19 protein-coding genes are annotated in these 22,602 nt (G+C 68.8%); 10 read left to right on the top strand and 9 right to left on the bottom strand.

From position 1 onward, the window contains the following. Positions 1-309: 309 nt before the first annotated feature. The 6 genes from CFP71_RS25695 to CFP71_RS25670 all read left to right on the top strand — a co-directional run bounded on the left by CFP71_RS25695 (position 310) and on the right by CFP71_RS25670 (position 10,055). Positions 310-3,276, top strand: coding sequence for a patatin-like protein (locus CFP71_RS25695; protein ID WP_093936506.1), 2,967 nt, complete (start codon positions 310-312; stop codon positions 3,274-3,276). A 235-nt stretch (positions 3,277-3,511) separates the two neighbouring features. After that, a complete protein-coding gene (ectA, locus tag CFP71_RS25690) occupies positions 3,512-4,003 on the top strand; it encodes a diaminobutyrate acetyltransferase (RefSeq protein WP_093936505.1) in 492 nt (163 codons plus the stop codon). A gap of 37 nt (positions 4,004-4,040) precedes the next feature. Then, positions 4,041-5,291 (top strand): diaminobutyrate--2-oxoglutarate transaminase, encoded by a 1,251-nt coding sequence (gene ectB, locus CFP71_RS25685; RefSeq protein ID WP_093936504.1) that lies wholly within the window; start codon positions 4,041-4,043, stop codon positions 5,289-5,291. 44 nt (positions 5,292-5,335) lie between these two features. Next, a complete protein-coding gene (locus tag CFP71_RS25680; protein ID WP_093936503.1) occupies positions 5,336-5,725 on the top strand; it encodes an ectoine synthase in 390 nt (129 codons plus the stop codon). A gap of 24 nt (positions 5,726-5,749) precedes the next feature. Next, positions 5,750-6,649 carry an ectoine hydroxylase gene (gene thpD / locus CFP71_RS25675; protein WP_093936502.1) on the top strand — a complete coding sequence of 300 codons (900 nt, stop codon included), beginning with the start codon at positions 5,750-5,752 and terminating at the stop codon, positions 6,647-6,649. A 616-nt stretch (positions 6,650-7,265) separates the two neighbouring features. After that, complete coding sequence (locus CFP71_RS25670) at positions 7,266-10,055, top strand: AfsR/SARP family transcriptional regulator (RefSeq protein WP_093936501.1); 2,790 nt, start codon at positions 7,266-7,268, stop codon at positions 10,053-10,055. 279 nt (positions 10,056-10,334) lie between these two features. On the opposite strand, the gene CFP71_RS25665 is transcribed toward CFP71_RS25670, so the two are convergent. The 6 genes from CFP71_RS25665 to CFP71_RS25640 form a co-directional block, all read right to left on the bottom strand. After that, on the bottom strand, positions 10,335-10,985 hold the full coding sequence (locus CFP71_RS25665) for a hypothetical protein (protein WP_093936500.1): 651 nt from the start codon (positions 10,983-10,985) through the stop codon (positions 10,335-10,337). Between the two features lie 161 nt (positions 10,986-11,146). Then, positions 11,147-12,031, bottom strand: a complete 885-nt coding sequence (locus CFP71_RS25660; RefSeq protein WP_093936499.1) for a hypothetical protein — start codon at positions 12,029-12,031, stop codon at positions 11,147-11,149. Beyond that, the gene (locus CFP71_RS25655) at positions 12,028-12,504 is read right to left on the bottom strand and encodes a DUF6932 family protein (RefSeq protein WP_093936498.1); all 477 of its coding nucleotides are present in this window, start codon (positions 12,502-12,504) and stop codon (positions 12,028-12,030) included. The genes CFP71_RS25660 and CFP71_RS25655 overlap by 4 nt, the downstream gene beginning before the upstream one ends. Before the next feature lie 92 nt (positions 12,505-12,596). Continuing rightward, positions 12,597-13,022, bottom strand: a complete 426-nt coding sequence (locus CFP71_RS25650) for a hypothetical protein (protein WP_093936497.1) — start codon at positions 13,020-13,022, stop codon at positions 12,597-12,599. 7 nt (positions 13,023-13,029) lie between these two features. Further along, positions 13,030-13,749 (bottom strand): OmpA family protein, encoded by a 720-nt coding sequence (locus CFP71_RS25645; RefSeq protein ID WP_244199826.1) that lies wholly within the window; start codon positions 13,747-13,749, stop codon positions 13,030-13,032. A gap of 453 nt (positions 13,750-14,202) precedes the next feature. Further along, positions 14,203-15,042, bottom strand: coding sequence for an SGNH/GDSL hydrolase family protein (locus tag CFP71_RS25640; protein WP_093936495.1), 840 nt, complete (start codon positions 15,040-15,042; stop codon positions 14,203-14,205). Positions 15,043-15,315: 273 nt separating this feature from the next. Between CFP71_RS25640 and CFP71_RS25635 the strand changes: the two genes are divergently transcribed. Continuing rightward, entirely contained in the window at positions 15,316-15,999 is a 684-nt protein-coding gene (locus CFP71_RS25635; protein ID WP_093936494.1) for a DUF3159 domain-containing protein, read from the top strand. 84 nt (positions 16,000-16,083) lie between these two features. Here CFP71_RS25635 and CFP71_RS25630 read toward each other — a convergent pair whose 3' ends face one another. After that, the gene (locus CFP71_RS25630) at positions 16,084-17,064 is read right to left on the bottom strand and encodes an N-acetylglucosamine kinase (protein WP_093936493.1); all 981 of its coding nucleotides are present in this window, start codon (positions 17,062-17,064) and stop codon (positions 16,084-16,086) included. Continuing rightward, entirely contained in the window at positions 17,061-18,104 is a 1,044-nt protein-coding gene (locus CFP71_RS25625; RefSeq protein ID WP_039918896.1) for an SIS domain-containing protein, read from the bottom strand. The genes CFP71_RS25630 and CFP71_RS25625 overlap by 4 nt, the downstream gene beginning before the upstream one ends. A 140-nt stretch (positions 18,105-18,244) precedes the next feature. Between CFP71_RS25625 and CFP71_RS25620 the strand changes: the two genes are divergently transcribed. Further along, positions 18,245-19,009, top strand: a complete 765-nt coding sequence (locus CFP71_RS25620; RefSeq protein ID WP_093936492.1) for a GntR family transcriptional regulator — start codon at positions 18,245-18,247, stop codon at positions 19,007-19,009. 150 nt (positions 19,010-19,159) lie between these two features. Beyond that, the gene (locus tag CFP71_RS25615; RefSeq protein ID WP_093936491.1) at positions 19,160-20,668 is read left to right on the top strand and encodes an MFS transporter; all 1,509 of its coding nucleotides are present in this window, start codon (positions 19,160-19,162) and stop codon (positions 20,666-20,668) included. An 83-nt stretch (positions 20,669-20,751) separates the two neighbouring features. Here the strand turns inward: CFP71_RS25615 and CFP71_RS25610 are convergent, their stop codons facing one another. Then, entirely contained in the window at positions 20,752-21,699 is a 948-nt protein-coding gene (locus tag CFP71_RS25610) for a threonine ammonia-lyase (RefSeq protein WP_093936490.1), read from the bottom strand. A gap of 150 nt (positions 21,700-21,849) precedes the next feature. On the opposite strand from CFP71_RS25610, the gene CFP71_RS25605 reads away from it, so the two are divergent. Next, positions 21,850-22,569 carry a hypothetical protein gene (locus tag CFP71_RS25605; protein WP_093936489.1) on the top strand — a complete coding sequence of 240 codons (720 nt, stop codon included), beginning with the start codon at positions 21,850-21,852 and terminating at the stop codon, positions 22,567-22,569. Positions 22,570-22,602: the final 33 nt, after the last annotated feature.

The raw sequence follows: 22,602 nt of genomic DNA, 5'->3' as shown, positions 1-22,602 counted from the left end.
TTCGGCCCGTGGCTTCGCTTCCTGGCCGCGTCGCAAGGTCCGTGAAGGCCTCCTTACCTACCCTCAAGGTAGTGAAGGAGGCCTTCACCACGTGGGCGTCGCCCGAGGGGAGGCGTGTCGCGAACGCCCCGCCCCTTCCCGCGTTTCGTCCTCTAAACGCGGTAGTTCGCATGCCCAACTACCGCGTCCAGAGGACGAAACGCGGGGATTTGCCCTTACGGGTGAACGAATTTCGGCACCAACGGCGGTACACCGGTTCGGCCGTCCGGTCTACAGTGCTCCTGCACTTAAGCCTTGGGGAGGGCGCACATGGCCGACGCGGGGAGCCCGTGGCCGCAGGAGATCCGGCTGGCGATGACCATGGTGGGCGGGGCGAGCCTCGCGGTCTGGATGGGCGGGGTCGCCACCGAGACCTCGCATCTGCTTCAGGCGTCGAGAACGCCGGAAGCCGAGGGGCCGTATCGCGCCCTGCTCGATCTGCTCAACGCCACCGTCTCGCTCGACGTGCTCACCGGCACGAGCGCGGGCGGCATCAACGCGGCGTGCCTCGGGCTGGCGGAGGCGTTCCGGTCGAGCCCGCAGGTGCTTCGCGACACGTGGATCAGCACGGGATCGCTCGACAACCTGATCCGCGACCCCGGCGAAAAGGCGCCGCGTTCGCTGCTCGACGGCGACAAAGTGCTGCTGGCGGACCTGAAGGACGCGCTGCACCGGATCACCGACAAGGCGACGGTGAAACCCGACTGTCCCGACATCACCGTGCTGCTCACCGGCACGATGATCGACGGCGAGACGACCAGGTTCGACGACGCGCTCGGAAACCTGGTGCGGGACACCGAACATCGCCTGCTCTTCCGGTTCGACGGTCCTTTATGGACTGACGACGTGGTGGGGCCGCTCGCGCTCGCGGCCCGCTCCACCGCGTCGTTCCCCGGCGCGTTCGAGCTTTCCCGGATGCCGATCGGCGAGAAGACCGGGCCACTGCATCCGGACATGACAAAGTACACCGACGTCTCGCGGTCGCATTGGCTCACCGACGGCGGAGTGCTGCTGAACAAACCGTTGCGCCCGGCGTTGCGGGAGATCTTCGAACGGCAGTCGCATTCGGACGTCCGGCGATTGCTGCTGTACGTGGTGCCGACGGCGGAACGCGAAGCGGACCGGGTCGTGGTCGATCCGGAGCGGCCGCCGTTGCTCGGCAGCGCGATGAGCAAGGTCGTCGGCACCGTGCTGAGCCAGACGATCAGCGCCGAGCTCGAAGACCTGACCCGGCACAACGACGCCGTCGTCCGGACCAGGGGAACCCGTGTTTCCCTTGCCGCGATGGGGGTTCGCGGCGGCCCCGGCACACTGGTCGACCAGCGCCTGATGAACGACTACCGCGACAGGCGGGTCCAGGAGGACGCCACCGCGCTGGTCCGAGAGGCGACCCGCAGGCTCTCGCTGTCCGATGTGGAGGGACGTCAGTGGGCGTCCGGTACGGCGGCGCAGCTGCGCGCGGCCGCGGCGGCGGGCCTGCGCGACGGCCTGCCCACCGAGCCGCCGAAGGACACCTGCGAACTCGGCGACCTGATCGCCTTCCGCACCACCGCGCTCGACGATTCGGTGGCGACCGGACTCCAGCTGGTGAACGCGGGCTTCCGGCTCGATCCGTCGCCGGAGCAGGCCACACAGCTCAATCAATGCCGGGTGCTGCTGCACGAGGCCCGGCACAAGGCCGCGCGGGGCTACCGGATCGCGAGCTGGGTCACCGAACAGGAACCGCCGAAGTCCGCGGACACCCTGGCGGCCTGGATCGAGGGGCTCGCCAGGAAATGGGCCGGACTCGGCCGGTCGGACACGCTCAAGGAGGCGTGGCCGCTCGTGGTCGCCGCGCTCCGGCAGGCGACGCCGATCCTTTTGCCGCTGGCGCAAGAGAAACCCGATACCGAGGCCGCCGACACGGTCAGCACGCTGCTGGCGTGGACCGGGCTCACTTCCGACGACAAGAGCGCCGGTGACGCGGTCGTCACTTCGCGCTTGGTGCGCCTGCACATCGCGACCCGGGGACTGCTCGCGCAGCCGCCGTCGGTCGATCAGCGCGTCGATCTCGTCCAGGTGAGTGCGGATTCCCGGACGCTGCTGGACATGAAGCGCCGTCGTTCGTGGACGAAGCTCACCGGCATGCAGGCCGACTACTTCGGCGCGTTCTACAAGGCGTCCTGGCGCGCGAACGACTGGATGTGGGGCCGGGTCGACGGCGCCGGCTGGCTGATCCAATGCCTGCTCGACCCGAAACGCCTGCGGCTGCTGCGTGACGTCGTCGGGCGGGAGGCGTTCCGGATACAGGTGCGGGACACCTTCACGAAGATCGGCTGGCGCCGGCCCGGTACGGAAGACGGGCTGGCGCAGGAGGAAGCGGACGCGCTGTGCGCGCAATTGACCGAAGAGCTGGCCTTCCTCGGCCTCGACGGCGAACTCGCCGACGTCGAAGGCGAAGCCGCCCTCCCGATCAGTATGCCGGTGACGGCGATGGTGCTCGCGCGGGTGCGGCAGCTGGAGATCGCACGCGAAGAACTGCCCTGCGTCGGCCTCCACAGCGGACACGACGCGAAAACGGCCAAAGGGAACGGGAAACCGTCGGAACGGTTCAGAAAACTGATCGAGAACGAGCCGGAAACCGACGAGCAGACCCAGCGCGCGTTCCAGGCTTGCCAGGTCTCCGGCGAGCGGTTCGAACACGAACGCGGCACGATGCTGCTGACGAAGACGCTGGTCAAGGCGGGTGCCGCCGGGCTCAACGCGGCGGCGGGGGCGACGCGGGTGCCGAAAACGGTCCAGCCCGCCGCGACCTTCGCCCAGGCGGCGGGGCGCAGCGCTTGGTGGATCACGCGCGGCGCGGCCACCCTGCCCGCGCCGTGGAACGTGCTCGCCGCGCTGATCACGGTGCTGGCCGGTTTCGTCATCGGCGGACAGGGCGGTCCCGTCCTGCAATGGGTCGGCGTCCCGGTGGCCGCGGGCGCCATCGTGTTCCTGGCGGTCAGCCTGATGACGTTGCGCAAGACGTGGCGGATGGTGCTCACGGTGCTCTGCGTGCTGGTGGGAGCGGGTCTGCTGTTCGCCGCGTTCCTGCCGCCGGTCCGCGAGCCGCTGTTCGGCTGGCTCGGCGACGTCGTCGCGGGCTGGCGGCGCGGCGAGGCGCCGGTCTGGTGGCTCGTCGTTTGCCTGCTGCTCCTGCTGCCCGCCATCTGGACGCCGCTGGGTTCCGTCTTCCGGAGGCGGGCACGCCGCAAGTAGGCCCCTCCTCGCGGTTTCGGCGCGCCGAATCGCGTCCTGACCGTGCGACGAAGTGGTAACGGTTGGTATCGTCACATGCAGTGAGACCGCAACGAAGCGGCCTTACCCACAAGTGCTGCGCTTCAAACGTTACCGTTACCTTTGTCACGTGTGTTTCCGGGTTGTTGCAGGTAGCCGCGTTGCCGCCGCCGCGCTGATCTGACCGCGCCCGAATCCTCCGGTACGTTTCTTGGACATGTCCGGAAAGCACTTGATCGAAAATCCGACCAAGGCAGACGGTGCCGCGCTCTGGAGAATCGCCCGCGATTCGAAGAAGCTCGATCTCAACACGCCTTACGCCTATTTGCTGTGGTGCCACGATTTCGCAGACACCTCGGTCGTCGCGAAAGTCGACGGCGAGCCGGTCGGTTTCGTGATCGGGTATCGGAAGCAGGACACCGGCTTCGTCTGGCAGGTCGCGGTCGACGCGTCCCAGCGCGGAAAAGGCCTGGCCGGGGCACTGCTCGACGACCTGTTCAGCAGGCTCGCCGCACAAGGTGTGCGGTACCTGGAAACGACGATCACCCCGGACAACGAGGCTTCGATCCGGTTGTTCGCCTCGTTCGCCAAGCGCTGGGACGCCACCTTGGAACGCCAGGATCTGTTCTCCGCGACGGATTTCCCGGCCGAGGAAGGAACGCATGAGCAGGAGGACCTGTACCGAATCGGTCCGCTCGGCAACAACTAGGACGTAAACCGGGGATCCCAGGGAGAAAGAAAACGTGATGAGTATTTTCGAGGAACTCGAATCCGAAGTACGCAGTTACAGCCGCGGCTGGCCCGTGGTGTTCGACAGGGCTCAGGGGAGCTACCTGTACGACGAAGACGGCAAGGCCTATCTCGACTTCTTCGCCGGCGCCGGCGCGCTCAACTACGGGCACAACAACCCGGCGCTCAAGCGGGCGCTGATCGACTACATCGCCCGTGACGGCGTCACGCACGCGCTCGACATGTTCACCGTGGCCAAGCGAGACTTCCTCCAGACGTTCAAGGAGAAGATCCTCCAGCCGCGCGACCTCGACTACAAGGTCGTCTTCCCCGGCCCCGGTGGCGCGAACGCGGTCGAGGCCGCGCTGAAGCTCGCGCGCAAGGTGACCGGCAAGGAATCGGTCATCAACTTCACCAACGCCTTCCACGGCATGACGCTGGGCGCCCTTTCGGTGACCGGCAACTCGATGAAGCGCGGCGGCGCCGGTGTCCCGCTGGTGCACGCCACGCCGATGCCGTACGACAACTACTTCGACGGCTCCATTCCGGACTTCCTTTACTTCGAGAAGCTGCTCGAAGACTCCGGCAGCGGCCTGAACGAGCCCGCCGCCGTCATCGTCGAGGGCGTCCAGGGCGAGGGCGGCATCAACGCCGCGCGCATCGAGTGGCTCAAGGCGCTGGACGACCTGTGCAAGAAGCACGGCATCCTGCTGATCCTCGACGACGTCCAGATGGGCTGCGGCCGCACCGGCCCGTTCTTCAGCTTCGAGGACGCGGGCATCAAGCCCGACATCGTCTGCCTCTCGAAGTCCATCGGCGGCTACGGCATCCCGATGGCGCTGACGCTGATCCGCCCCGACCTCGACGTCTGGGAGCCGGGCGAGCACAACGGCACCTTCCGCGGCATCAGCCCGGCGTTCGTCACCGCGGCCGAGGCGCTGCGCGTCTACTGGAGCGACGACGAACTGGAGAAGTCGACGAAGGCCAAGGGCGAGCGCATCGCCGCCGCCTTCCAGGGCATCGTCGAGGCGTACCCGGACGCGAACCTGTTCGCGAAGGGCCGCGGCCTTGCCCGCGGCATCGAGTTCCCCAACGGGGACCTCGCGGGCAAGGTCTGCGCCGCCGCTTTCGAGCGCGGACTGCTGATGGAGACCTCCGGCCCCGACGGCGAGGTCATGAAGGTGCTCCCGCCGCTCACCCTGACCGAGGACGAGCTCACGAAGGGCCTGTCGATCATCGACGAGGCCGTCGCCGCCGTCCTCAACTGACCCGAACCGGCCGCCCTCAACCAAGAACGAGAAGGAGTTTTCCGTTGCTTGTCAGAACACTCGACGAGGTCACCGATACCGACGCCGACATCAAGACCCCGAACTGGCGAAGCAAGCGCATCGTGCTCGCCAAGGAAGGCGTCGGGTTCTCGGTGCACGAGACCACGCTCTACGCCGGGACGGTAAACGACTTCTGGTACGCGAACCACATCGAAGCGGTCTTCATCACCTCCGGTGAGGGAGAGCTCGAGAACACCGCGACCGGCGAGGTCTTCCAGCTGAAGCCGGGCACGTTGTACCTGCTCAACGACCACGACAAGCACCAGGTCCGGCCCAAGACCGAGATCAAGTGCGTCTGCGTGTTCAACCCGCCCGTCACCGGCCGTGAGGTCCACGACGAGAACGGCGTGTACCCGCTCGTAACCGAACCGTAGGAATCGCTCGAGGAGGCGACCGCTTTGACGCTGACCGACACCCGAGTCGACGACAGTTACCCGACCCGCATCACGGGTAAGCCCGAACACCTGCCCAGGACACACCCCACCGTCTGGGGCACCGAGGGCGACGGGCCGCTCGACGCGGCCACCCTCGCCAACCACGAGACCCGTGGTTACACCGTCGTCGACCAGTTGTTGTCGCCTGGCGAGATCCAGACGTACTGGCAGGAACTCGTGCGGATGTCGTCGGGGGACCACCGCGACGACGAGCGTGTCATCACCGAAGCCAAAACCGGTGAGGTCCGCTCCATCTTCGACGTCCACGAGACCAGCGCGCTGATCGCGGAACTCGTCCGCGACCCGCGCGTCCTCGACCGGGCCCGGCAGATCCTCGGCTCCGAGGTCTACATCCACCAGAGCCGCGTGAACTACATGCCCGGCTTCAAGGGCACCGGGTTCTACTGGCACTCGGACTTCGAAACCTGGCACGCCGAAGACGGCATGCCCGCGCCGCGAGCGGTCAGCTGCTCCATCGCGCTCACCGACAACTACCCGTTCAACGGCGGGCTGATGGTGATGCCGGGGTCGCAGAGGACCTTCGTCCAATGCGCCGGGGAAACCCCGCAGAGCAACTACAAGAGCTCGCTGAAAGAGCAGCGGGTCGGTGTTCCCGGCGAGGATGACATCACCAAACTCGCCGCCGAATACGGAATCGACCAATTCACCGGACAGGCCGGTTCGGCGCTCTGGTTCGATTCGAATGTGATGCACGGTTCGTCCAACAACATCACGCCGTACCCGCGGTCGAACATCTTCATCGTGTTCAACAGCGTCGAGAACGCGTTGCGGGAGCCCTTCGCGGCCATCGAACGCCGTCCCGCGTTCATCGCCGGCCGCGACTCGACCCCGCTGTCGCGGTAGACGAACCGCAGGTGGCGAAGGCTATCAAGGGGTGCCTGTAGCCACGAGTGTGCGCCCTGTTACGTTGTCGCCACGTGAGCGGGCCAGTGGGCTCGCTCACGTAGGTGTTGTCGACGGTCGAACGGGTTCTTCGCTCGGGGTGAGCCCACCCGGACGGACGTGGACGCCGATGTCCGGTGTGGGTCGCGCCCCCAGGCGGCCCAAATCGGACATCCCCCGGCTCCGTGCCATCAGATCGGGACTGATGGCACGGAGCTCTTTTTATTGCGCCGCGCTGACGCGCTTCCAAAGCGACGGCTCCAGCCTTCGTGTGCAGCGGGTGGGCGGACCGGTATTTGGTTACCTGCGCGGATCTGGGCCGCGGTTGGCCTCAGCTCAAGTCCGTGAAGGCCTCCTTCCCCACCCTGAAGGTAGGGAAGGAGGCCTTCACGGACTCGGTGAGCAAGAAGTGCCAGTACGACCACCGAGGACACCCCGGCTCCAGACCTGGATCAATTCGCGGGGTCGGTTGTGTCCCGCTATGTCTCTCTTTCCTCGTGTTTTCTGGTTGGCGGCGTCTTCGCGCGGTAGGTTGGCTACTCCGGTAAGGGGAGAGATCGGAGGAGGGGTGCTTGCCATGGGCGAAAACGGTTCCCCTGCCCGTTTCCAGCTCCTCGGTCCCGTGCGGCTCCTCGACGGCGAACGGCCCGTCCCCGTCGGCGGTCCCGGCGTCCGCGGCCTGCTCGCGCTGCTGGCACTGAAGGTCAACAAGGTCGTCGCGCTCGACGAGATCATCGACGCGCTGTGGGGTCACGACCCGCCCGCCACCGCCCGCACGATCGTCCACGGCAACGTCTCCCACCTGCGGCGCGTACTCCGCGACATCCAGGGCGACCATCCGCGCGGCGCCCGGATCCACACCGCGCCGCCCGGCTACCAGCTCACCGTCGAACCGGCGAGGATCGACGTCCACCGCGCCCGCGCGCTGCTGGAACAGTCCTCGACCGAAGACCCGGAGAAGGCGTCCGAGCTGCTCGCCGAGGCCCTCGCGCTCTGGCAGGGGCCCGCGCTGGCCGGGGTGCCCGGTTCCGTGCGCGCCCCCGAACTGGAGGACCTGCGGCTCGCCGTCCACGGCGCCAGGGTCGACGCGGACCTCGAACTCGGCAGGCACGCGGAACTCATCGTCGAGCTCAGCCCGCTGGTCCGCGCGAACCCGCTGGCCGAGCGCACCGCCGGTCAGCTGATGCGCGCGCTGTATCACGCCGGACGCCGCGGCGACGCGCTCGAGCTCTACCGCACGGTGTCCCGCGCGACCCTGCGGACCCTCGGCGTCGAACCCGGCGCGGACCTGCGCTGGCTGCACGAACGCGTTTTGAACGACGACCTGCCGGTCAAGGTCTTCGCGGAACCGAAGGCCGAGACGCACCCCGTCCAGCAGCTGCCGCCCGCCGTGCCGAACCTCGCCGGACGCGAGGCCGATCTGGCCTGGCTCGACGGACTCGCCGAGCGGGCCGAAGCGGGCGAGACCGCGGTCGGCGTGGTGACCGGAACGGCCGGGATCGGCAAGAGCAGCCTGGTGGTGTGGTGGGCGCATCGCGCCGTCCGCCGCTTCCCCGACGGCATCCTTTTCGCCTCGCTGCGCGGTTTCGACCCGCACCACCCGCCGCTGGAGCCCGCCGAACTGCTCACCCAGTTCCTGCTCGGGCTCGGCGTCCCCGCCGAGGGCGTCCCGGAGCAGGTCCACGAACGCGTCGCGCTCTACCGCTCGATGATCGCCGGCCGCCGGATGCTGGTCATCCTCGACAACGCCCGCTCCGCCGAACAGGTCCGGCCGCTGCTGCCGCCCGGCTCACGGTCGATGACGCTGGTGACCAGCCGGTCGCGGCTCGACGGCCTCGCCGTGTCCAACGCGGCCAAACTGCGCGTCCTCGGCACGCTCGCGCCCGGCGACGCCGTCCGGCTGATCGAGGAACTCGCCGGGCCCGCCGGGTTCGACCTCAACCACGCGCTCGCCCGGCTCTGCGGATATCTCCCGCTGGCGCTGCGGATCGCGGGCGCCCGGCTCGCCGCCAGCGCGCAGTGGTCCGCGCAGGACCTGGTCGAAGAACTCGGCAACGAGCGCACCAGGCTGGCCGCGCTCGACGTCGAGGGCCCGGACGACGGGGTCCGCGCGGCGTTCGACGTCTCGTTCCGCGGCCTGCCGCCCGAGGTCGCGGACACGTTCCTGCGGCTCGGCGTCGTGCAGTGCGTTTCGGCCGGTTCGCATCTGACGGCCGCGATCGGCGGGATCACGGTCGCCGAGGCGCGACGGCATCTGCGGGTCCTCGCCGCGCACAACCTGCTCGCCGAAACCGGCCGCGACTCCTTCGTCCCGCACGACCTCGTCCGCCTGTTCCTGCGCGAGCTGGCGGAGAACGAACTCGACGAGACCGACCGGCGGGACGTGCTGACCCGATCCGTGCGGTACTACCAGTCCGTCGCCGACCGGGCCCGGCGGAAGATGCTGCGGATCGTCGACCCCCTCGACTTCACCGGCGTGCTGACCGACGCCCAGACGCCGCCGATGGGCTCCTTCGCCGAAGCGCAGGACTGGTTCGCCGCGGAATGGGAGAACCTCCTGGAGGTCCTCGAAGCGGCCCGTGCCGACGGGCGTCACGGGGACGTCTGGCGGCTGGCCCGGGTCGCGCACACCTATCGCGCGGTGTACCCGCTGCTCGACGACTGGACACGGCTGGTCGAGATCGGACTGGAGGCCGCCGAGCGGTCCGGCGACGTCCTCGGCCGCTGCTGGATGCTGATCTCCCGCTGCGCCATCGCGCTCACCTTCGAACTCCCGCAAGGCTGTCTGGCCGACGCCGAACGCGCGCTCGAACTCGCGAGCGCGATCGGCGACAACCGGCTGATGGTCTCGGCGAACATCCACCTCGGCTCCGCGCTGACCCTGCTGGAGCGGTACGACGACGCCATCAGGACGCTGCGGCAGGCGATCGAAGAGACGGAGCTGACCGGCGATCTCGAACTCTGCGGGCAGGCGCTCAACAACTGCGCGGAGGCCGAAAAACGGTCCGGACGGTTCATCGAGGCGATCGGGCACCAGGTCGCCTCCCTGGAGATCGACCGGACCCTCGGCGACGAAAGCTACGTCGTCGTCTCGCTGAACAACCTGGCCGAACTGAGCATGCGGATCGGCGAACTCGCCGCCGCCGAACGGTACGTCTGGGAGGCCGTGGACCTGACGATCAGCCGCCGCTTCGTCCTCCAGGAAGGCGTACTGCGGCTGACCCTGGGCAGGATCCTGCGGGCCGGGTCGGATGTGGACGGTGCCCGCGAGCAGTTCGCGCTCGCGTTGAAAATCCTGGCGGACGCCAATCCGAAGCTCGCCGCGCTGGTCCGTGCGGAACTGACGGACCTCGGCGAAGGTCCGTGAGTGATCCTTAGCGGATTCTTAGTGGCCTCGCGGTTCACGCGCGTAGGGTCCCGTTCAGTGTCGATCGAGCCCTAGGGGAGGGGCATGCGGTAGGGATCGGCGCTCGGGCGGCCCTTTCGGGGCCGTCTGAAGGGCCGCCAGGAGCGGCTCGTGGCGGTCCGGCCGGTGGAGGTGGGGGCGATACCGGCCGGCCGCCAGGCGGCTGGCCGCCTTTCGTCCTCTGAATGCGGTACTTGCCTGCGCAACTACCGCATTCAGAGGACGAAACGCGTTGAGGGGTCAGCCGGTGCTCGCGGTGCACAAGGCGATGGTCTGCCCCTTGTTCTCCGCCACCTTCTGGCCGTTGACCAGGATCGTGCAGGAGATCTGGTTGCTGACCGACGCGTTCCGGGTGTCCGCGGTGACGGTGAGCAGATAGTCGCCCGAGTTGAACGACGCCGTGCCGCGCCAGTCGTCGGTGCTCGCCGGGGTCGTTTCGCTGCGCTGGTCGTTGAGCGAACCGAACCGGACGGTCGCGCCGCCGGACGCGCTGACGACGAACTCGACGGTGTGCTTGTCCCCCGCGACCGCCGGGATGTGCAGTCCCGACCGGCCGGTAGCAAAGAAGTTGGTGTAGACCAGTAACCCGCCCGCGGCCAGCAAACCGGCAACGGAAAGCGCGAGTCCCGCGATCCCCATTCCCTTCTTGTCTGCTTCGCCCTTCTTGATTTTGGTCAAACCGATCACGGAAAGAATCACTCCGGTCACGGCGAGCGGCCAGGCTGCCACCCCGGCGACCGGGACGAAGGCGACCCCGAGGGCCGCCAGTCCGACCAGGAAACCGGCGATGACCAGGCCGTTCTTGGGCTTCCGATGACGAGTTCCGTGGGTGGCGAACCCCGGGCCGTAGCGGGTCGCCGGCGGGTGCGGGAGTGGTGGATCGGTCGGCATACGTGCCCTTTCGGAGGCTTCCGTCCGAAGACGTTAACCCATCGTTCGGGGCAATGGCCGAAATTGTTACCTGCCGGAAAAAGTCATCATTCCACGATGATCAAGCGGTCATCGATATTTTTTGACGAGAAATGTGGTATCACCAAATATCGGAAACCCGATCACTGATCGAACAGGCTGACTTCCGGGGTGATCTCCAGCAGTTCGTGCACCGGGCGGCCGCGGCGACCGTCGATGGTCGTCGTCCGCACGACCCGCAGCCGGGCGGTCACCGGCCGGTCGAGGTTCTCCTTGATCTCGTCGAGCAGATCCGGTGCGACAGCGCCCTGGATCGTGCCGCCCGACTCGCGTTCGAGATAGAAGATCCGGCGCCGGGTACGGACGCCGTCCAGCCTGCCGCTGACCGTCTCATAACCGACGGCCTCGCGTGACTCGCGCAGGCTCCCGGACAGGATCCGCGCCTGCTCGGTGGTCATGCTGCGGGTCAGCTCGTCGCCGGCGGTCGGGGTCAGCGCCATGCCGATCCCGGCGTGCTTGCTGACCGCGTTGACGATGTCGCTGACCGCGTTGCGGACGGTGTCGCGCTGCAACAGCACCGCGTCCAGCGCGCCGTCGTCGGAGCCGTTGGCCGGCAGGAAGTCGCACAGTTCCTTGACCGCGCGTTCGGACAGCGACTCGATCCCGTCGTGGATGAGCGCGTCGTCGAGCGCCGGTTCGGGGAAGCCGAAGAAGATCGCGTTGCCCGCCTGGCCGCGCTGGATCAGCGGGGCCTTCTCCCGGTCCGCGGGCTGGACGAAGGTCACCTCGCCCGACGGGTTCCGGATGATGTGCCCGATCTTGGCCGTCGCGTCCTGCAACGCGCGGCTGATGTCCGAGAAGGTGTACGCGTCGAGATGCGACTCACCGATCACGGACACGCGAAGCAGCGGCGAGCGCGACGTCCGTTCGAACTTCGCGTACGCGGCCATCGCCGAAGCGCGGGCGAGGTCGTCGAGCCAGGTACCGCCGGGGATCTCGTCGGCGATGCGCCGGAATTCGTTCCTCACCAGATCACTTCCGGAATCCCCCTGCCACCGGCAGCCCACACTTCTTCCCAGATCTCCTCGTCGCCGGGGCGGCAGAGGAAGCCGTCGAGCATGCCGCCGACGGGCTGGACCTGGTCCAGGTACATGGCGGGCTGGCCGACGATGACCCCGCGCAGGGTCAACAGCCCGTACAGCGCCGAGCGGCCCGCGTCGTCTAGCCGTTTGAGCGCGCCCCATTCGTCCGGGATCAGCACCACGTCGAGCCCGAGCGGCGCGTGCGGGGTCCTGGCGGTCAGGCCGCCGCCGATCCACGCGCGGCCGGTCGGCATGATCCGCCGGGCGACCCCCAGGTAGCTGTTCAGCGCGCTGAACAGGATTTCCCGGTCGTTCTGATGCGGCGCGTCGAAGACCAGCCGCTCGTAGACGTCGGCCAGGTCGGCGGGGTGGCGGCCCGGAGGCAGCAGGTTGTGCGGCGTCCAATAGGGGAGCGCCAAATCGGAGCCTCCTTCGTGTGCCGGAGCTCCCGAACGAAGAAACGTACCCGGCGTCACGCTCACAGTGCGTAGCCGAATTTACCAGGCGAGTGTCAGCCGCTCTGCCCCGGCCGGTGCCCGGCGGGCGGCCAGTCCTCGTCGCTCGGCCACACCGGCTCGGGTTCGTGCCCGCCCTCGCCGTTGCGGGCGGCGGGTTCGGGCTGCTCCGGGCGGTAGGCCCGCACCGGTTCCGGGGTCAGCTGGCCCTCGCGATGGCCTTCCGCCTCCTGGTCGTACGGCTCGTCGTCGTCCTGGATCCGCGCGGGCGGGATGAACTGCGTCTGTTCGGAGGAGAGCAGTTCGGGCACCGGCTCTGGTTCGGGCTCGGCGTGCACGGCGGCGCGTTCCGGCACGCGGGCCGACGGCTCGGGCGCGGTGCGCTCACGTCGTTCGCCGCGCGTCATCAGCCACGTGACCCCGCAGCCGAGGGCGAAGGAGATGAGCAGCCAGAGCCAGATCTGCCCGAAGAGCCAGAGCATTCAGCCATCACCTCTGTTCTGCCGTGATGTCGACACGGCGGCCCTCGCCGCTCGCGCCGTCGGAGGTCCTGCGTTGGGTGGAGTACGCCTGGTCGCGTTTGACCCCGTTGCGCTCCAGCAGCCGTTCCACCGTCAGCGCCCGGTTCAGCGAGAGCTTCCTGTCCGAACCGGTCGCCACCGTCCCGGTGATCCGGAACCGCAGTTCGCGCGGCGCGTCCGTGAGCAGCTTCGCGATCTCCAGCGCGCCGCGCTCACCGTCCGCGGTGAGATCGGTGGTGTCCGGTTCGAACGTGATCGGCGTCGCGGCCAGCAGACGGTCGATCTCGGCCTGGAAGCCGGCCTTGTCCGTCGGCTTGGCCGGAGCGGTCGAGCTGGGTGGCGGGCTCGGCGGAGCGGGCGGCGGGCTCGACGGCTCGCCGCTGGTCGTCACCGGACCGGCGGGCGGGGCGGTGTCACCGGAGATCTCGACCGTGCGGACCCCGTCGATCCGCTGGATGGCGTCCATCGCCTGCGCGGCCTTGTCCGGCGGGAAGCCGGTGAGGTTCGCGTCGCGGCCGGAGAAGGTCACCTCGCCGCCGGAGACACCGACGTCGGCGAGGGCGTTCTTCGCGCGCGCTGTCAGCCCGGCCTCGATGTCGTCCGAGGTCGACCAGACGGAGATCGCCGTCAAGGCGAGCGTGACCAGCAGCGCTGTAGGCAGCAAGCGGCTCCAGCGTGTACCGGGCATGAAGGGACTGTAAGCCGGGCCAGGCTTGGGTGCATCGGACGAACGGGACATGACCCGTTCGGGTGATGCCTAGGGGGCCGAAGGGACCCTTCCCCGCATGTCGTGCGGTCGCACGATCTCGGGCCTTGATCAACGGAGGATCCGGGACGTTCAACGGCCGGATTCTTCCCCCGTCGACCACACCGCCGTCCGGCACAAGCTCCACTCGGCACCGAGACGAGGCCGAGCGTGGAGGATTCAGGACGTTGAACGTCCCGAATCCTCCACACACGACCGCTTACGCGACTTTGCCGGGACCCTGACCCTCAAGGCAGGACTTCAGGTGTCGCGAAAGCGACTTTCGCGACACGTGGTGGGGCCGGCGCGACGACTTCAGAGATGCCGAAGGGGCCCTTCCCGCAGGCGGTGCGGTGAAGGGCCCCTTCGTGGCGCCAGATGAGGGGAAAGGCCCCTTCAGCTCGCGTGGTGGTGGATCTCCCGCAGGTCCTTGGCCGGGAGCGTGACGCTCGCCGACTCGATCTGCTCCAGCGGGAGCAGCGGCGCGAGTTCGGGGCGCTTCGGGGACAGGCCGTCGCCCATCGACTCGCCCCTGAGCTGACGCCGGATCCACGGCAGCAGGTGCGCCTTCGTCCACTCGAGGTCGGAGCGGCGGGAAGTGATCCAGGTACTCGGCTGCTCGGACGCCGGCCACGGCTCACGCCAGTCGTCGGCGACCGGGACGCCGAGGACCTCGGCCGCGCGCAGCGCGATCCGCCGGTGGGCCTCGGGGGTGAAGTGCAGCCTGTCGTCGCTCCAGGCGCGGCGGTCGTGCAACGGGGCCATCGCCCACATGTCGACCATCTTGGCGCCGTGCCGGTCGGCGATCGCCCACAGATGCGCGTTGTAGATGCCGACCTTCCCCCGCAGGACGTGCATCACGGACAGGTACTTGGTGTCCGGGCCGTTGAAGATCAGCACCGGGATCCCGGCCTCGCGCAGCTTGGCGACCCCCGCCTCCAGCCGCGCGGCGACGGCGTCCACGTCCGCGCCGGGCACGATGATGTCGTTCCCGCCCGCGCACAGCGTGACCAGGTCGGGCTTCACCGCGAGCGCGATCGGCAACTGCTCTTCGAGGATCTCGTCGAGCATCTTTCCGCGGAGGGCGAGGTTCGCGTACTGGAAATCGTGCCTGCCTTCGGCGAGGATCTCCGCCAGCCTGTCCGCCCAGCCCCGAAAAGTGCCGTCCGGCAGATCATCGTTGAGTCCTTCGGTGAAGCTGTCACCGATCGCCACGTAGCTGTCGAATCCGTACACGTTGGGTCCCCTTCCGTCCGTGTGCCCCCGGTTGGTACTTGTACACCACAACTAACAGCTGAGAGCGCCCCTGCAATCCCACCTGGCCGAAACACGTGGTTCAGCCCGTTGACACAGTCTCTTATTTTGTCGGACGTCCATGCATCTCCATTACTGGGATGTACACTCCTGGGCTGCTGAGATTCACCTCAAGTAGGCGTGAAACGGACACGGTATGTGGCGAACGTCTCCCCGCCCGGGTGTCGGAGGTCATGGATCCGGCAGGCTGTGAGGGTGACCTCACGAGCCCCGCGCGAGTCGCTCGCCCAGATCCTCGGCGGGCGGCGTGGCGCCATCGACGCGAGTATCCCGCCCGCGGCCTTCGTCCTCGGCTGGCTGATCGCGGGCCAGTCGATCGCCTGGGGGGCCGGCGTGGCCATCGGGGTGGCGGTGCTGCTCGGCGGGTTCCGGGTCGCGCGCGGCGACAAGGCCCGCGCGGTCGTGGTGAGCCTCGCCGCGGTGATCGCCGCCGCGCTGATCGCCCTGCACACCGGCCGCGCCGAAGACTTCTTCCTCATCCAGCTGCTGTCCAATGTGGCCAGCGCGCTGCTGTGGGCGGCCAGCATCGTGGTCCGGTGGCCGTTGCTCGGCGTCGTCGTCGGGCTCGTCATCGGGCAGAAGACCCGCTGGCGCCGCGATCCCGCGCTGCTGCGCGCGTATTCGCGGGCGAGCTGGGTGTGGGTCTTCCTCCAGTACACGTTGCGCGTCGTCGTCTACGGCTCGCTGTGGTGGAGCGGTCAGGTGGTCGCGCTCGGCATCGCGCGGACCGTGCTCTCCTGGCCGCTGGTCGCGGTGACCGTCGCCGTCAGCGGCTGGGTGCTGTACCGGACCCTGCCGCCGGAACATCCCGGTCTGCGGGTCGTGGAGGAGTACGAGGATCCCTCTGATCCCGCGCCCGGCGGGCTGCCCAGGACATAAGGCGGCCCCCGGCGAGGGGGGAGGGTCCGGGGGCCGGGTCCTACGGTACCCGGAGTTCGCCCCCGGAGTCGATGGTTTGGTCTTTTAGGGCGCGTTTTTGGTGTTTTCCGCTGCGGACACCGGTCGTGGAGCCCCTTCTTCGTAGGCGTCGACGGCGGCGAGCCACGCGGCTCCCAGTACGCCGTCCGTGCTGGTCAGGGCTTCGAGGCCGGTCAGCTCGGCGCGGACCTTCGCCCCGACCGGCCCTTCCGGCGACAGCACGCTTCCCACCAGGACGATCGGCGTGGTCTCGCCGGGATCCCGCGCGGCCATGACGCTGGTCACCAGATGGGCCGCCGCGCGGGTGGTGATCTCGTCCGCCACCGGGTCGCCTTCGCGGTCGGCCCGGCTGACGAACGGCGCGAACCTGGCGAGCCGGATCGGCGCCTCGGAGTTGGCGCTCGTGATGAGCGCGCGCCACAGCCCCGATCGGTCGCCCGAGTCCACTGAGTCCACTGCGGACGGACCGAGCACTTCGGCGAGCACGGCGCGCGCGAGCGGACCGGGTTCGCCGCCGAGGCCCAGAACATCCAATGTGGAGCGAACGGCTTCGCGGCCGAGCCAGTACGCCGAACCTTCGTCACCCAGCAACCAGCCGTAGCCGCCGGCGGTGGAAACCACGCGCCTGCCGCGGACCCGCCCGGCGATCGATCCGGTGCCTGCCACGAGGACCGAACCGTCCGGCGCGGACGTGGCCGACGCGTAGGCGACCTCGGAGTCGGGGACCGTCCGCACAGGACTGATTCCCACGTTCTTCCAAGTGGTTTCGAAGATCTCCGCGATCGCCGGATCGCTCAGCTTGCTGACCCCCGCCATGCCGACGACGCACGCCGCCGTCGCGGCCGGGTCCAGCCCGCCCAGCGCTGCGGTGATCGCGCTCGCGATCCGCGCCGCGGCTTCCGCCGGAGGATGGGAGTTGGGGTTCGCCCCGCCCGCGCGCCCGGCGCCGAGCACGACGCCGGAGGCGTCGACGGCGATCGCTCGCGTCGACGTTCCTCCGGCGTCCACACCGATGACGTGCGTCACCGGGTCTTGGTCACCTTGAGCAGCCCGCGGGGGCTGTCCGGGTCACCGCCGCGCGCCAGCGAAAGGCCGAGCGCGATCCGCTGGATGGGCAGGATCTCCAGGATCGGGGCGACCTCCTCGGCGGAAGGCGCGACACCGATCCGCAGCGCCGCGGGGACGTCGGCCGAAGCCGAACCGACCGCGAGCACGTCCGCGCCACGCTTGCCCACCGCTTCGAGGACCTCCTGCATCGCGCCGACGCCGTGTCCCTGGCTCGTCACCGCGAGCACCGCTGTCTCGCCGTCGACGGCGGCGACCGGGCCGTGCAACAGGTCCGCGCCGCTGTACGCGCGGGCCGCGAGGTAGCTGGTTTCGGCCAGCTTCAAAGAACCTTCCAGCGCCGAGGCGTAGGAGTAGCCGCGGCCGGTGGTGAGCACCCGGTCGACGAACCGGTAGCGGTCCACCGCGCGCTGGACGCCTTCGTCCGCGCCGTCGAGGGTCTGCTGGGCGAGCTCGCCCAGCTTCTCCGCGTCCTCGCCCTTGCCGCCGCGGACCGCGTCGATCAGCAGGTAAAGGGAGAGCAAGGTGGCCGAGTACGTCTTCGTGGCGGCCACCGCCTTTTCCAGCCCCGCGCCGATGTCGACGCCGAGTTCGGCGGCGGCGCGCAGCGGCGACTCCGGGGTGTTGGTGACCGAGACGGTCAGCGCTCCCTGGCGACGCGCGGTTTCGGTGACCTCGATGAGATCCGGGGAACCACCGCTTTGGCTTACTGTGATGAAGAGAACGTCCCGCAGATCGGGACGGGCGCCGTACAAAGTCGCGGTGGAGGGCGAGACGAGACCGCAGGGGAGACCGAGGAGTACTTCGATCAGGTACTTCGCATACAGGGCGGCGTGGTCGCTGGAGCCGCGGGCGGCGAGCAGTGCGAACCTGGGCGGGCGCTTGGAGATGGCTTCGGCCACCTCGGCGATTTCGGCCTGTCGCTCCACGATTCCTGCCAGAATGGCGGGTTGCTGGGAGATCTCCGCGGCCATGTGCTCGCCGGGGCGCTGTTCGGTCATCTCGTTCCCTTCCACCGGGACGTACTTCGTCCCCCGAGTAGGTCTAGACCAATGCTAGCCCGAATGGACGTTTGTGGTGAAGGGTACGTTTCCTAGCGGGGACGGTGCGCGTTTGAGTGGGAAGGCTTAGGGAGTCGGTCATGTTGGAGACAACCACCGCGAGTGAGGCGGGCGCTACGGCTGGGATGCGCGGACAGCGCGAACCCAAGTACTGGGCGCTGAAACAGCATCTGCTCGATCTGCTCGACGCGTTGCCGCCAGGGTCGCCGATTCCGACGGAACGGGCACTCGCGGGAGAATTCACCGTTTCGCGCACCACGGTCCGCCAGGCGCTCGCCGATCTCACCGCCGAGGGCAGGCTCCACCGCGTGCAGGGCAAGGGCACCTTCGCCGCCGAGCCGAAACTCGCGCAGCGCCTCCAGTTGTCGTCCTACACCGAGGACATGCGCAAGCAGGGTCTCAAGCCGTCGTCCAAGCTGCTGGAGATCGACGAACTCCCGGTCGAAGCCGATCTGGCGAAACTCCTCGGAATCCGCGTCGGCGCGAAGATCCTTCGCCTTCGCCGTCTCCGGCTGGCCGATTCGCAGCCGATGGCGCTGGAGACCACGCATCTCCCGCTCGGCCGCTTCCGCGGTTTGCGCAAACACGTTTCCGCAGGTGGTTCGCTGTACGCCGTGCTGAGGGAGCACTACGGCGTCGAGCTCGAAAGGGCCGAGGAAACGATCGAGACCGCGCTCGCCGGACCGCACGAGGCCGAGATGCTCGGCGCCGACGTCGGAATGCCGATGTTGCTCCTTTCGAGGCATTCTTTCGCCACCGACGGAAAACCGGTCGAGTTCGCGAGGGCGATCTACCGTGGCGACCGTTACAAATTCGTCACCACGCTGTTGCCTGAGGCGCGCTGACGGAAACGTTTCGCAGGGCGCCGGGTCGTAGCGGACTCGCGTGATCTTGTAGGCCGCCCTGCAAAACGTTTTCGTCTTTTATCTGACGTGTCAGGTAAATCGTTTTCTTTGCGGGTGGCTTGGGGCGGGGCGGCGTGCTTCAGTCGACTTATGACTGACGGGGCGGGAATCCGCTGGGGGACGCCGGTGGCGCGCGGGGTGCTCGCGACGACCATCGTGGGCTCGGGCATGGCGATGCTCGACGGGACGATCGTCAACGTCGCGTTGCCGAGGATCGGCGAAGAACTCGGGGCGTCCGTCGCGGGCCTTCAATGGATCCTCGACGGCTACCTGCTCGCGCTCGCCGCGCTGATCCTCGTCGCCGGTTCGCTCGGCGACCGCTACGGCCGCCGCCGGATGTTCGTCCTCGGCGTCGTCTGGTTCGGGATCGCGTCCGGGCTGTGCGCCGCCGCGACCACGACCGAGATGCTCGTCGCGACCCGGATCCTCCAAGGGATCGGGGGAGCTTTGCTCACGCCCGGTTCGCTCGCGATCCTCCAGGCGTCCTTCACCCACGACGACCGGGCCCGCGCGATCGGCGCCTGGTCCGGCCTCGGCGGGATCGCGGCCGCGATCGGCCCGCTGCTCGGCGGCGTCCTGGTGCAGGTGTGGTCCTGGCGGCTGGCGTTCCTGATCAACCTGCCGCTCGCCGCCGTCTGCGTCCTGCTCGCCCGGCGCTACGTGCCCGAGTCGCGCGACGAAGAGGCGACCGGGCATCCGGACTTCACCGCGGCCGCCGTCGGCGCGATCGGCCTCGCCGGGCTCACCGGCGCGCTCGTCGAAGCGCCCGGACGCGGTATCGGCGACGTCGTCGTCCTGGTGGCCATCGTGCTCGGCGTCGCGGGGCTGGGGGCGTTCCTGGTGATCCAGCACCGCTCGGCCGATCCGCTGGTGCCGCCGAAACTGTTCCGCGACCGGACGTTCAGCCTCGCCAACGCGCTGACCTTCGTCGTCTACGCGGCGCTCGGCGGCGTGATGATGCTGATGGTGATGCAGCTCCAGGTGTCGCTGGGCTATTCACCGACCGCGGCGGGGCTGGCGGGGCTGCCGATCACCGTCATCATGCTGCTGTTCTCCGGCCGGTCGGGCGCGCTGGCGCAGAAGATCGGGCCGCGCGCGCAACTGGTCATCGGACCGATCCTGGTCGGCGTGGGCATGCTCCTGCTGATGCGGGTCGGGCCGGGGTCGTCGTACCTCGGGTCGGTGCTGCCCGCCGTCGTCGTGTTCGGCGCCGGGCTGGCGACGGTCGTCGCGCCGGTGACCGCGACGGTGCTCGCCGCCGCGCCGGACCGGTACGCCGGCGTCGCCTCCGGGGTCAACAACGCCATCGCCCGCTCCGGCGGCCTGCTCGCGATCGCCGTGCTGCCCGCCGTCGCCGGACTCTCCGGCGCCGCCTACACCGATCCGGTCGCGCTGACCGCGGGCTGGCGGACGGCGTTGCTGGTGTGCGCGGCGCTGGCGATCGGGGGCGGGCTGATCGCGCTCGGCATCCACAACGGCGTCCTCGACCCGCCTGCTTCCTCCGAGGTCGAGGACGAGTCGCCGCATCCGGGTGAATGCCTCCACTGCGGGGTCGACTCGCCGCCGACGCACGTCCGGCCCGCCGGACACCCCGGCTAGCCCCCTCTCGCGTGTCAGGAAAGGGGCTTTCAGGACGAAAAATGTCCTGAAAGCCCCTTTCCTGACATCCGGCGGCCGGTCGGTCAGCCCCGGTCAGCCAGGAGGGCGGCCAGCGTCGCCGGGTCCATATTGCCGCCCGAAACGACCGAAACGACCTTTCCCGGCGGCAGCGCGTCGCGGTGGGACAGGTACGCGGCTGTCGCGGTGGCCCCGCTCGGTTCGGCGATCAGGCGGGCGCGGTGCGCCAGCGTCCGGACGGCCTCCCCAATCTCCTCCTCGGACACCGTGACGACGTCGTCGAGCACCGCCTGGAGGTGGGCGAAGGTCAGGTCCGACGGCTGGGCGCGCAGGCCGTCCGCGCTGGTCCGTGCCCGCAGGTCCATCGGCCATTCGATGCGCCTGCCCGCGCGCAGCCCCTCGGCGGTGTCGGCCGCGAGTTCGGGCTCGACGCCGATGACCTTCGCGCCGGGGAGCAGCGCTTTGATCGCCGTGCCGACGCCCGAGGCCAGTCCGCCGCCGCTGAGCGGGACGAGCACGACACCGGCGTCCGGCAGGTCCTCGGCGATCTCCAGGCCGACGGTGCCCTGTCCGGCGATGACGTCGCGGTGGTCGAACGGCGGGATCATGGTGAGCGCCCGCTCCTCGGCGACGGCGAGCGCGGAGGACTCCTGGCGGTCGATCGGGACTTCGATGACTTCGGCGCCGAGCGCCTTGGTGGCTTCGACCTTGGCGCGCGGCGCGACGTCCGGGACGATGATCGTCGCGGGAATCCCGAATCGCTTCGCCGCGTAGGCGACCGCTTGCGCGTGGTTGCCGCTGGAGAACGCGCAAACGCCGCGGGCGCGCTGATCTTCGTTCAGCGCGGCGATCGCGTTGTAGGCACCGCGCACCTTGAAAGCGCCGATCGGCTGAAGGCTTTCCGGTTTGAGCCACAACGGCGCCCAAGACTGTTCCAGCAACGGCGTGCGCACCGCGGCGCCTTTGACACGGCTCGCCGCGTCGCGGATTTCCTCGATCGAAACCAGGTCCATACGCCCGATTATGTCAAGGAGTTGTGAACCATGGACAGTCCTTTTTGGACAGACAGGGTGGCGCTCCTCACGTGTGGACAACGAAGGGAGCATCCCGCGCGCCTTACTCGTTAGGACTGGGTGAGGACCGACTAGCTGCAGAACGGGATCATGACCAAGGAGACCTCCGAAAAGGCCATCGAAAAGACCGAAAAGACGGAGAAGCAGGGCAGGATCGTCCAGGTGACGGCGGCCGCGATGGCCGCGATCACCGCGGCCCTGCTGGGTTCCACGCTCGGTGTGGCGGGAACGGTGGCGGGCGCCGGGCTGGCGAGTGTGATCACCACGCTCGGTGGCGAGTTGTACCTGCGTTCGCTCCAGCGGACGAAGGACGCCGCGCTCAAGGCGGGGATGGTGCTGACCGTTCCCGGCCGCCGCAAGGTGCTCGACCCGTCGGAGCAGGAGACCGTCCGGCTCACCCCCGCGGAGGAGGAAGAGCCGTCCGGGCGGAAGTTCAAACCGCGCTGGGCGGTGATCGCCGGGGTCAGCGTGGTGGCGTTCGTGGTGGCGCTCGTCGCGATCACCGGTTTCGAGGGCGCGACCGGGAAGACCTTCGGCGGCGGGACAGGGACGACGCTGGGGAAGATCGTCGGCGGCGGGCAGGACCAGGAGCGGAAGGACAAGCACGACAGCCCACCCGCGACGTCCCGTTCGGAGACCCAGGACAACCGGCCCGAGACGCCGCCGTCGACCACGCCGACCCCCACGACGACACCGACGGCGCCCACGACCACGCAGGCGCCTCCGACGACGCCGTCCACGACGCCTTCGACCTCTCAGGCGCCCTCGACGACCCCGTCGGCCCCGGCCTCCGGCACCCCCGCGCCCTGATCCCTCACGAGGACCTGGTGCGACGTTTCACCG

Source organism: Amycolatopsis thailandensis (assembly GCF_002234405.1).
GTDB classification, from domain to species: Bacteria; Actinomycetota; Actinomycetes; order Mycobacteriales; family Pseudonocardiaceae; genus Amycolatopsis; species Amycolatopsis thailandensis.
This window is presented reverse-complemented; position numbering and strand designations above follow the sequence as displayed.

Coding starts and splice junctions, on each gene's coding strand:
- ectA (WP_093936505.1), top strand. CDS start 3,512: ATGTCCGGAAAGCACTTGATCGAAAATCCGACCAAGGCAGACGGTGCC.
- CFP71_RS25670 (WP_093936501.1), top strand. CDS start 7,266: ATGGGCGAAAACGGTTCCCCTGCCCGTTTCCAGCTCCTCGGTCCCGTG.
- CFP71_RS25665 (WP_093936500.1), bottom strand. CDS start 10,985: ATGCCGACCGATCCACCACTCCCGCACCCGCCGGCGACCCGCTACGGC.
- CFP71_RS25645 (WP_244199826.1), bottom strand. CDS start 13,749: ATGCCCGGTACACGCTGGAGCCGCTTGCTGCCTACAGCGCTGCTGGTC.
- CFP71_RS25650 (WP_093936497.1), bottom strand. CDS start 13,022: ATGCTCTGGCTCTTCGGGCAGATCTGGCTCTGGCTGCTCATCTCCTTC.
- ectB (WP_093936504.1), top strand. CDS start 4,041: ATGAGTATTTTCGAGGAACTCGAATCCGAAGTACGCAGTTACAGCCGC.
- CFP71_RS25695 (WP_093936506.1), top strand. CDS start 310: ATGGCCGACGCGGGGAGCCCGTGGCCGCAGGAGATCCGGCTGGCGATG.
- CFP71_RS25620 (WP_093936492.1), top strand. CDS start 18,245: ATGTTGGAGACAACCACCGCGAGTGAGGCGGGCGCTACGGCTGGGATG.
- CFP71_RS25625 (WP_039918896.1), bottom strand. CDS start 18,104: ATGACCGAACAGCGCCCCGGCGAGCACATGGCCGCGGAGATCTCCCAG.
- CFP71_RS25615 (WP_093936491.1), top strand. CDS start 19,160: ATGACTGACGGGGCGGGAATCCGCTGGGGGACGCCGGTGGCGCGCGGG.
- CFP71_RS25610 (WP_093936490.1), bottom strand. CDS start 21,699: ATGGACCTGGTTTCGATCGAGGAAATCCGCGACGCGGCGAGCCGTGTC.
- CFP71_RS25605 (WP_093936489.1), top strand. CDS start 21,850: ATGACCAAGGAGACCTCCGAAAAGGCCATCGAAAAGACCGAAAAGACG.